The organism is Myxococcus llanfairpwllgwyngyllgogerychwyrndrobwllllantysiliogogogochensis (assembly GCF_006636215.1).
Classification (GTDB): domain Bacteria; phylum Myxococcota; class Myxococcia; order Myxococcales; family Myxococcaceae; genus Myxococcus; species Myxococcus llanfairpwllgwyngyllgogerychwyrndrobwllllantysiliogogogochensis.
On record NZ_VIFM01000361.1, the window covers coordinates 1 to 9,688 of the forward strand.

Annotated in this window: 6 protein-coding genes; 3 read left to right on the top strand and 3 right to left on the bottom strand. The window is 69.6% G+C overall.

Features of this window, described 5'->3' with window-relative positions; translation table 11 throughout:
* Positions 1–319 precede the first annotated feature (319 nt).
* Both FJV41_RS45240 and FJV41_RS45245 read left to right on the top strand, forming a co-directional pair.
* A complete protein-coding gene (locus FJV41_RS45240; protein WP_141648846.1) occupies positions 320–1,465 on the top strand; it encodes an AAA family ATPase in 1,146 nt (381 codons plus the stop codon).
* 134 nt (positions 1,466–1,599) lie between these two features.
* On the top strand, positions 1,600–1,983 hold the full coding sequence (locus FJV41_RS45245) for a DUF5335 family protein (RefSeq protein WP_141648847.1): 384 nt from the start codon (positions 1,600–1,602) through the stop codon (positions 1,981–1,983).
* A 137-nt stretch (positions 1,984–2,120) separates the two neighbouring features.
* Here the strand turns inward: FJV41_RS45245 and FJV41_RS45250 are convergent, their stop codons facing one another.
* Positions 2,121–2,942 carry a matrixin family metalloprotease gene (locus FJV41_RS45250; protein WP_174456934.1) on the bottom strand — a complete coding sequence of 274 codons (822 nt, stop codon included), beginning with the start codon at positions 2,940–2,942 and terminating at the stop codon, positions 2,121–2,123.
* A gap of 492 nt (positions 2,943–3,434) precedes the next feature.
* Between FJV41_RS45250 and cls the strand changes: the two genes are divergently transcribed.
* Positions 3,435–4,889, top strand: a complete 1,455-nt coding sequence (gene cls, locus FJV41_RS45255) for a cardiolipin synthase (RefSeq protein ID WP_141648850.1) — start codon at positions 3,435–3,437, stop codon at positions 4,887–4,889.
* 13 nt (positions 4,890–4,902) lie between these two features.
* On the opposite strand, the gene FJV41_RS45260 is transcribed toward cls, so the two are convergent.
* Together FJV41_RS45260 and FJV41_RS45265 are read right to left on the bottom strand one after the other, a co-directional pair.
* Positions 4,903–6,297, bottom strand: a complete 1,395-nt coding sequence (locus tag FJV41_RS45260) for an MBL fold metallo-hydrolase (protein WP_141648849.1) — start codon at positions 6,295–6,297, stop codon at positions 4,903–4,905.
* A 435-nt stretch (positions 6,298–6,732) separates the two neighbouring features.
* On the bottom strand, positions 6,733–9,195 hold the full coding sequence (locus FJV41_RS45265; RefSeq protein WP_438616786.1) for a RecQ family ATP-dependent DNA helicase: 2,463 nt from the start codon (positions 9,193–9,195) through the stop codon (positions 6,733–6,735).
* Positions 9,196–9,688: the final 493 nt, after the last annotated feature.

Genomic DNA, 9,688 nt, shown 5'->3' on the forward strand with positions numbered 1-9,688 from the left:
AGCGACGGGGGTGGGAAGGCGGGTGAACAGCAAGCGCCACTCGCGCAGCTTGCGGCGCTCCGTCACGAGCGCGAGGGGGGTGGTGACTGGCGTCGAAAGGCTCATCCCCGGACGCTATGCAGCCTGTCCCGGCGCGCGCAGTCGTCCGTGCCCGCTCGCCCGTCCCGCGAGGGGGCCCTCCGTGAGTCGCTCCACAGGCCGGTGTCGCACGCGCGTGAGACACGAGGTCGTCGGCCTGCTTGTGGACGCAGCGGGCCGCCAGGATGATGCGGCCCGGGCCGGAAGCCTTCCGGTCCCCCCTCCCTTGGAGCCGCCTGGAATGACTGTCGCCCGCCATGGCCTGGAGTCACGGCCCGTCCCTCGCGGTGAGGATGTCCGCGAGCGGGTCGCGGCCATCGAGGTCCTGTCCCCCCGCGAAATCGACGCGCGACTCACGGACCTGGGCTACCGGGGACAGGAGGAGGCGCGGCGCGCGGCCTCCGTGCTGGCCTACCGCCACCTGCGCCGCATCCGCAGACTGCACCTGGAGGGGCTCGCGCCCGAGCCGGGCATGCGGGAGAACTGCATGTTCCTGGGGCCCACCGGCTCCGGCAAGACGTTCCTCGTGGAGCTGTTGTTCCGCGAAATCCTCGCCGTGCCCACGGTGCTGGCGGACGCCACCCAGTTCTCCGAGACGGGCTACGTGGGCGACGACGTCAACACACTCCTGTCGCGCCTGTATGAAGTCGCGGACAAGGACTCGGACTGGGCCGCGTGCGGCGTCATCTGCATGGACGAGTTCGACAAGCTCGCCACCAGTCGCTCCGACAGCCGCTTCGCGGGACAACAGACCACCAAGGACGTCAGCGGCTTCGGCGTGCAGCGCAGCCTCCTGCATCTGCTGTCCGCCGCCAGCGCGGACTTCCCCCCGGACTTCGGCTTCACCAGCCGGCTCCAGCCGGACACCCTGGAGCTGTCCTGTCTCACGTTCATCGCCTGCGGCGCCTTCAGCGGGCTGCGCGCCACGGCGGAGGGCATGACGCGCACCGAACACCTGGGCTTCGGCCGTGAGCCCCAACATGCGCGCGAGGAGTCCATCGCCGTGGCCGTCACCCAGGAGCAGTTGGAGCAGACGACGGCCTTCGCGCGCTACGGCTTCATCCCGGAGCTCATCGGCCGCTTCAACCGGCTGGTCTCCTTCACGCCGCTGGACGCGGCCACGCTGGGCGACATCCTCCAGAACCACGTGCTGCGCTCCTACGAGCGCGAGTTCGAGCAGGAGGGCCTGCGCCTGCTGGTGGAGCCCTCCGTGCGCGAGCACATCGTGGCGCGCGCGCTCAAGCGCGAGACGGGCGCGCGCGGCCTGCGCACCACGCTGGGCCCGCTGCTGGAGCAGACCGCCTACGAGCACTTCGGCCGACAGGGCACCGCCTCCACCGTGCGCCTGGTGCTGGAAGGCGACGCGGTGCGCTCTCTCACCGAGTAGCGAGTTCGGGGCCAGCGGGCCACCGGGAGCCCGACGGCGGCTCGTGTGGCGAGCAGGAAGGCGGGCCTGTCTCTCATCCAGCCCGCACGCGCCTTACGGTCTACCGGGAACGCCAACACCGGAGGGCCACACACATGGCGCACACGGACCACACGCGAGAGATTCCCCGGGAGGGCTGGGCGGACTATCTGGCCCTGCTCTCCACCATGGAGAAGGAGCACCCGGTTCGCATCGAGGTGGAGGGCATGGAGCTGGGGGACCAGCCGCTCGCCGAGGGGCTTCCGCTCGTGGAAATCAGCCTCGAGGAGAAGGGCAGCGACAAGGGCGTCGTCGAAATCATCGTGGGCGGCCCGGGCGGCGAAATCACCCACCGCATCCAGAAGCCGGAACGCATCTACGCGGACGAGAGCGAGAGCGGCGAGCTGGAGTGCCTCGACATCGAGAGCAGCGAGGACAACACCAAGACGCTCATCTACTTCGGCGAGGCCCTCACGGCCGGCGCGCGAAACATGGACTGAGCCCCGTCCTACACACCGCGCAGAAAGGCCGGAAGGCACCCCCCTCCGCGGGAGAAGGAACCTTCCGGCCTGGGGCCTCGGCCCCCACCGCCACTCACGTGACGAGGGGAGCCTTGGCCGGGTGAGTCGAAGTCAAATCACGGGTACAGCGCGCGAGCGCCCGTCTTGTCCAGGCTGGTCAGGATGAGGTCGCCCGTCTGCGTGCCGTTGCACTGGGGGTAGTGCATGACCGACGAACGGTCATACGCCGTCAGCGCGCGCCAGTTGTTGTCCTCGAAGCAGGGAGTGGACTGGCGGGTGTGCTCGTGACGGAAGCCGAGCACGTGGCCCAGCTCGTGGCGCAGGATGCCCGCCAGCGTCCACGGCGCGATGCTGCCGAAGGCCGTGTTGTCGACGAGGACGTTGCGGCCCGAGCGAGCCGAGCCGGGGAAGAACGCGCGCGCCAGGTACTGGCCACCGGAGTTCACCGGACGCACGTCGAACAGCACGCCCGCCTGCGACGCCGTGCAGCTGGCGTCGTAGCTGGTGCTGTGGATGAAGTTCACGCTGGCGGTGGCCTCCCAGGCCGCCGTCGCGCTGTTCATCGCGGTGACCAGCTTCGCCTTGTTGGTCGTGCCGAAGGTGTTGCTGATGCAGTAGGTCAGGTTGCCCTTCTGCGTGGCGCTCCACTTGCGGTCGTTCGCCGCGCCACCACCGACGTTGTACACGGCCAGACCCTCGTGGCTCTTGCCCTGGTCCGGGGTGACGTTGTTGTCGAAGTAGGCGCGCAGCTCCTCCTCGTTGTCCACGGACTGGTCCATGTCGAAGATCCACTTGCCTTCCGGATCCTGCACGGCACTCGCGCGGAACTCCTCCCACGTCATCTTCGGCGCCTGCGTCTCGGAGGCCTCGGGGCCACCACACGCGGTACCCAGAAGAGCGACACCAGCCAGCAACGCCATGGAGCGGAACTTGAGCATCGGTATTTCCTCGGAACGAGCAACTGCGGGGGATGCGCCGTCCGCCTGGTTCCTCCACCAGCCGCGGCCCGACGCGACCCGGCCTTGAGCAACTGTCGGGCCAAGAACGGCCCATAGTGGCAAAAGCCGCTCTCAAGGTTTAATCTGGAGTATCCGTACTCCAGGTCGTGAAACCCGAACGTAAACGGACCTGACACGCAGCCGTGGAACCTGCTGTCGGGATTGGGTTTTCCGCTCGCGACGGGGACTGTTCAGGAATCGGACAGTGCTGTCCGCGAATCAGTCAGCTGCCCTGGGGTCGTATCAAACCTGGACAGGTCGCCTCGCACTCGCATCGAGAGCGGAAAGGGTCAGCGAGGATGCACCCGCCGTCAGGCTGCGTCAAGCGGGCCCAACGCAGCGCGGCCCCGCGAAGGGAGTCCGCACCGCGCTGCGCCGTGGCGGGCGTCCCGTGTATAGCCGGAGCGGTCCGTGTCTCCTCTCCCGTTCGACATGTCCGCGGTGCTCACCTGGCTGGAAGCGGCGTGGCCGCATGTGGCGGCGGTGCTGACGGTGCTGGTGAGTGTACTGGCCAGCACGCACGTGGTGCTGCGCAAGCGGGACGTGCGCGCGGCGGTGGGCTGGGTGGGCCTGGTGTGGCTGGTGCCGGTGCTGGGCGCGGTGCTCTATCTGTTGTTGGGCATCAACCGCATCCGTCGTCGCGCGCGCTCGCTGTCGCCTCGGCGTGAGCACGGGTTGTTTCCGCCCATCCGCGGCGTGGAGGCCGTGGTGGCGGAGGGCGTGTCGCGGGTGAAGCCGGAGGTCGCGCACCTGGCGCCGTTGGCGCGGCTGGGGGACGCGGTGCTGCACCGGCCGCTGTTGCCCGGCAATCGCGTCACGGTGCTGGAGTCCCGGACGGATGCGTACCCGGCCATGCTGGAGGCGATTGAGGGCGCGCGCACGTCCATCTCCCTGTGCAGCTACATCTTCGACAACGACGTGGCGGGCCGGCACTTCGCGGGGATGCTGGGCGCGGCGGTGCGGCGCGGGGTGGAGACGCGGGTGTTGGTGGACGCGGTGGGCGCGCGCTACACGTGGCCCACGATTCTGGGCCGGCTCAAGCGCGAGGGGGTGACGGCCGCGCGCTTCCTGCCCTCGTTGATGCCCTACCGGCTGCCCTTCATGAACCTGCGCAACCACCGCAAGGTGCTGGTGGTGGATGGGCGCGTGGGCTTCACGGGAGGGATGAACATCCGCGAGCAGTTCTGGCCGGGCGAGCGCGCCGCGCGCGACTTGCACTTCCACCTGGAGGGCCCGGTGGTGGCGCAGTTGCAAGAGACCTTCGCCGAGGACTGGGTCTTCACCACGCGGGAGAAGCTGAGCGGGGACGTGTGGTTTCCCGAGCAGGCCCCGGCGGGCGCGGTGCTGGCGCGGGGGATTCCGGACGGGCCGGACGAGGACTTCGAGAAGCTGCGCACGGTGTTGCTCGGGGCGCTGTCCACGGCGCGCACGTCGGTGCGCATCGTCACGCCGTACTTCTTGCCGGACGCGGCGCTCATCACCGCGCTCAACGTGGCGGCGCTGCGCGGGGTGCGCGTGGACGTGGTGCTGCCCAGGAAGGGCAACCTGCCCGTGGTGCAATGGGCCAGCACCGCGCAGCTCTGGCAGGTGCTGGCGGCGGGGTGTCGGGTGTTCCTCACCGAGCCCCCGTTCGACCACACCAAGCTGATGGTGGTGGACGGCGAGTGGGGGCTCATCGGCTCCGCGAACTGGGACCCGCGCTCGCTGCGGCTCAACTTCGAGCTGAACGTGGAGTGCTACGACGCGGAGCTGGCAGGGCGGCTGGAGGCGGTGGTGGAGGAGCGACTGTCACGCTCGCGTCCTCTCACCCGGGAGCAGGTGGATGCCCGGCCCCTGCCCATCCGGTTGAGGGATGGGCTGGCCCGGCTCCTGTCTCCGTATCTCTAGCGGACGCGCCGACTCACAGGAGCGCGCGCCGCACCTTCCAGAAGGTCTCCTTGGCGGTGCGGAACGCCGTGGAGTCCGACGGCAGCAGCGTGCGCAACAGCTCCGCCGACTGCGTCTGGAGCGGCCTCACGCAGTGCGCCTCCACTTGGCCGCGCAGGAAGCCCACCGGGTCCCTGCGGCGGTATTCGGAGAAGTACGTCTTCAGCTCGTTGCGCGTGCGGGCCTTGCCATTGTCCGCGTACTTGGCCACGTAGGGGCTGAAGTCCGGGTACAGCCGTCCCTCGCCGAAGTCGCCGTGCAGCGTCGTCTTCATGAAGTTGCCGATGAGCAGGTCATCGAAGACGCGGTAGCGCACGGCCGTCATCAGCGAGTTGCGCGGGGCCTCGAAGGTGATGCCCCGACGGAAGCGACGGTGGTGGAACTCGATGACGTGGTCCTGGCCGCCCACGCGGAAGCGGAGGAAGTCGAGCACCGAGCCCAGGTGCTCGATGGCCCCGAAGTACTCGCGCAGCGTCCGGGCCTCGTCCGCCTCCAGCATCTCCCCCCAGTCGTCGCCGAACTCCTTCGGGTCCACCGGCAGGAGCGCGCGCTCCTTGGGGCGGATGAGCTGCTTGTCGTCCTTGGCGAAGTCGCAGCGGACGAAGGCGGGCAAGAGCGTGCATGACTCCGACTCGAAGCCGCGGCCGTAGTCCTCCAGCGTCGTCGTGTACTCGGAGGCCCAGATGGAGTCCGCGCGCTGGTACTTGTGCATGGAGCTGAAGGGCACGAAGTAGCGCGCGCCATAGAACTCCGCCTGCCGGGCGATGGTGCGCCCCACCGGCGTCTTCGCCGCGGCGTAGGGGATGATGCGCTGCCCGTCCTCGGTGAAGTAGTTGATCATGTCCGCGTCGCCGTAACCGGACAGGGCCAGCAGGTACGACTCGTCATACCGGCGCACCATGCTTCGCACGAAGCGGCCCCAGCCCCGGTCTCCCGCGTCGTTGAGGTTGACGAGCAGCCGCCCGTCCACGTCGACCAGGAGCACGGCGTCCTGATTCATGTCGGGGATGCACAGGACGCGGATGCGCGGGGACAGCTGCGTCCACACGCGGTCCACCAGCACGTGCACATTGAAGCCCTGCTCGCGCAGGTCGTCGCGAATGCGCCCGCCGAAGTGGTTGGGCACCAGGATGGTCTGCTCGCGCAGCTTCTCCAGGGACTCCGCGCTCAGGTGGTCCGGGTGTCCATGGGACAGCCAGACATACTGACAGCGCTGGATGGTCTCACGCATCTCCTCGGGAATCTCGTGGGACAGCGTCCAGCTCCCGAAGTATGCGGCGCCATGAGTCCATGGGTCGGTGACCAGTACGGGTCCGTTGTCGTGGCAGATGAGTGTGGCGTTTCCGATCGTCTCGAATCCGAGTTCCATCTTCCGCTCCCCCCTCGTGCTGCGGTTGCTCGCCATCGCGGTAGCTGGGCCGAAAGGTGACGCGGGGACGGAGGGCGACACAGTGCCCTCGCGGGCAGGGAAAAGGACTTCGCGCCCGGCAGGTTGCTCCGAGCAGGAAGCGAGAGAAGATGTTTTCCATGGGCGCACCGTCACGGGTGTCCGCGCGCGGCGGTTGCGCGGCCTCGAGGACGCAAGCAGCCCTCTTTCGAGGGCGGGGTGAAGGCGAGGAAGTGCTCCGCGTTACCCGTCAATGGCGCGAAGCCGCGGGTCTGCTCGGCCGCCCTCGCGTGAAGGGAGGCGGGCGAGTGAGCCCGCGGCACGTCCTCCCTTGCGTGGAGCGAAGGCCGACCTGGGCGTGTGTCGTGCCAGCCCCGCGAGAGGCCACGGGGCCTCGCGCGAGAGCCCGCCAGGTCGTCAGCGCTTGCGAGCGACGAGCGAGAGAATCTGGGAGCCGTAGCGCTCGGTCAGGGCGGGCCCCACGCCGTGGATGGCCATGAGCGCCGCGCCGTTCTCCGGCCGCGCCGCGGCGATGGCTCCCAGCACCCGGTCCGTGAGGATTCGGAACGCGGGCACCTTGCGCTTGCGCGCCTCCGCCAGCCGCCACGCCTTCAGCGCATCCACCAGCCCGGGAGGCGGCGCCTCCACCTGCTCCACCGCGCTCGCCCCCCGACGCCCCCTGCCCCGCGTAGCGACCTCCTCGGGAGCGGAGTCGTCCAGCTCCACGCGGCGGCTTCGAGTCGCGCCCCACGGAGCCTCGCTCGCGGACGACGCGACCCGCCCTGCCGGAGAAGCACCGGAGTCGGTCCGCTCGCCTGCGCCCCCCCGGGAGGCATTCCACGAGGAGCGCTGGTCGTAGTCCTCCGCTGGCGGAGACGCACGCCACTGGCGCGCACCGGCCTCTTCATCCGCGCCACGCGCCCGGCCACTGGTGCTCCGCGTGCCACTCCGGGTCGAGCGCTTCGTCGCCTTCCCGCTGCCTGCCTGGGTCTTCCCGCGCTTGCGCTTGGCCGCTTTCTCCAGCGCGAGCGGAAGGACGACGTGCCGAGGGTCCACCGCGCGGGTGCGCCGTCCCTCGTCCGTCAGGGAGAGTCGCTGGAAGGAGATGACCTGTCCGTCCTTGTCGAACGAGTCGACCTCCAGTCGCGCCAGCCCGGCGCGCACGAGGCCTCCGACAAGCCGCTCGAAGTCACGTCGGGGCAGCGCATCACCGAACAACTCCCGATGGAGGCGTCCGGTGGCCTGCCCATCCCGCTCCTGGAGCGACTCCAGGATGCGCTCCAGCCAGTGTCGCTCCGACGCCGAGGGCTCCGCGAAGCGCAGCGTGGCGCACGACTCCGGCGCGCACACGTCACACAGGCCGCACGCCTCACCGGAGTCCTGGGTGTCACCGAAGTGCCCCACCAGTTGCTTCATGCGGCAGCCATGGGCCTCCGCATAGCGCCCCATCTGCTCCAGGTGCAGCAGCTTGCGGTCGCGCTGCGCCGTATACGCGGCCGACCAGGTGGGCCGTCCACGCCGCACCGTCTCGTCGGGCGTCATCACCACGCCGCCGTGAATCCACAACTGCTCCAGCGCCTTGTCGAAGACCTCCGGGTCTCCTCGCACGCGGCCCTGGAGTGCCTGCTTCGGCTCCGGCTCCAGCGCCGTGGACTGGAACAGTCGCTCCAGGACGTAGGCCTCGGGATAGTCGCGCTTGTGGAAGAACTCGTGCGTGCGCCGGTCGATGTACGAGTGCAGCAGCACCGCGCGAGACGGCTTCCCATCACGGCCCGCGCGCCCCAGCTCCTGGTAGTACCCCTCCAGGCTCGCGGGCAACGCGGCATGGATGACGGTGCGGACATCCGCCTTGTCGATGCCCATGCCGAACGCCGTGGTGGCGACGATGACCTCCAGCGAGCCTCGGAGGAACTCGGCCTGGACCCTGTCCCGGTTCTCCGGGGGGAGCCCCGCGTGGTACGCGGCCGAGGGGAAGTCCCCCGCCAGTGTCTCCGCGAGCTGTTCGGCGTGCTTGCGCGTGGCCGCGTAGACGATGGCGGGGCGGTTCTCCTCGTCCTGGAGCAACCCGTGGATGGCGTCACCACGAGCACCAGGGTTCAGCTCACGCACCTCGATGGCGATGTTGGTGCGGCGGAAGCCGTGGATGAAGGTGCGCGCGCGGCCTCCCGCACCCAGCAGTCCGAGCTGCTGCACGATGTCTCGCTGCACGTCGGGCGTGGCGGTGGCGGTGAGTGCCACCACGGGCGCGGGGCGAAGCAGCGGGAGCCGTGCGCCGAGCAACCGGTAGTCGGGCCGGAAGTCGTGGCCCCACTGGGAGATGCAGTGCGCCTCGTCGATGGCGATGAGCGTGGGAGGGCGGCGCGCCAGCAACTCCACGAAGCCCGGCACACCGAGTCGCTCTGGAGCGATGAACAGGAAGTCGAGCTTCCCCTCCAGGTAGTCGAAGCACACCTGCCGCGAGTTGGCCCTGTCGCGTCCTGAGTGGATGCGGTCCGCCGCGAAGCCGAGCGACTGGAGCCGCAACACCTGGTCCTCCATCAGCGCGATGAGCGGGCTGACGACGATGGTCGTCCCGGCGCGAGCCAGCCCGGGGAGCTGATAGCAGAGCGACTTGCCCGCGCCCGTGGGCATGACGAGCAGCAGGTCCTCGCCCGCGGTGGCCGCGCGACAGACGGCCTCTTGGTAGGGGCGGAACTCGGAGAAGCCGAAGGCCTCCTTCAGCAGCGGGCGAAGCTTGTCCGGCGGAGTGGGCGCGCGATTCACCCGCTCGGGCCGCTGGCCCGGGGGTGGAGCGAACCCGCCCCGCGAGGCCGACGCTCCTCGAGACACGCCCGCGCTCAACGCGCCCTGCGTCCCCGTACGTCGCGGAGTCGTCACCACGGCCGAGTCCGAGAAAGCCGTGCTCTGCGCACGGCGAGAAACCGGCGGCGCGCTCGAATCCGAGAACGACAGCGATTCCGTACGACGAGCACCAGCGCTCGCGCTCAAGTCCGAGAACGACGCGGCGTCTGGCCGTCGAGCACCACCGCCCGCGCTCGAGTCCGCGAACGACAAAGACTCTGTACGACGAGCACCACCGCCCGCGCTCAAGTCCGAGAACGACGCGGCGTCCGGCCGTCGAGCACCACCGCTCGCGCTCGAATTGGAGAACGACAAGGACTCCGAGCGCCTTGCCCCACCGCCCATGCCCGAGTCCGAGAAGGCGGCACTCCGAGCACCGCGTGGGTTCGCGCCTCCGAGTGAGTCCGAAGCGATGGGCCCCGAAACATGCTGGGCACCGCGCCCCCCGCTCACATCGACACCAGCGGCCTCGCCCGTACGACGCGAGGCACCCGTGCTCGCCTCGGCGTATCCGCCACCCCCGGCCCCCGAC

Bases quoted from the DNA above. Each gene is read 5' to 3' on its own strand.
- FJV41_RS45240 (WP_141648846.1), top strand. From the start codon at position 320: ATGACTGTCGCCCGCCATGGCCTGGAGTCACGGCCCGTCCCTCGCGGT.
- FJV41_RS45245 (WP_141648847.1), top strand. From the start codon at position 1,600: ATGGCGCACACGGACCACACGCGAGAGATTCCCCGGGAGGGCTGGGCG.
- FJV41_RS45250 (WP_174456934.1), bottom strand. From the start codon at position 2,942: ATGCTCAAGTTCCGCTCCATGGCGTTGCTGGCTGGTGTCGCTCTTCTG.
- cls (WP_141648850.1), top strand. From the start codon at position 3,435: ATGTCCGCGGTGCTCACCTGGCTGGAAGCGGCGTGGCCGCATGTGGCG.
- FJV41_RS45260 (WP_141648849.1), bottom strand. From the start codon at position 6,297: ATGGAACTCGGATTCGAGACGATCGGAAACGCCACACTCATCTGCCAC.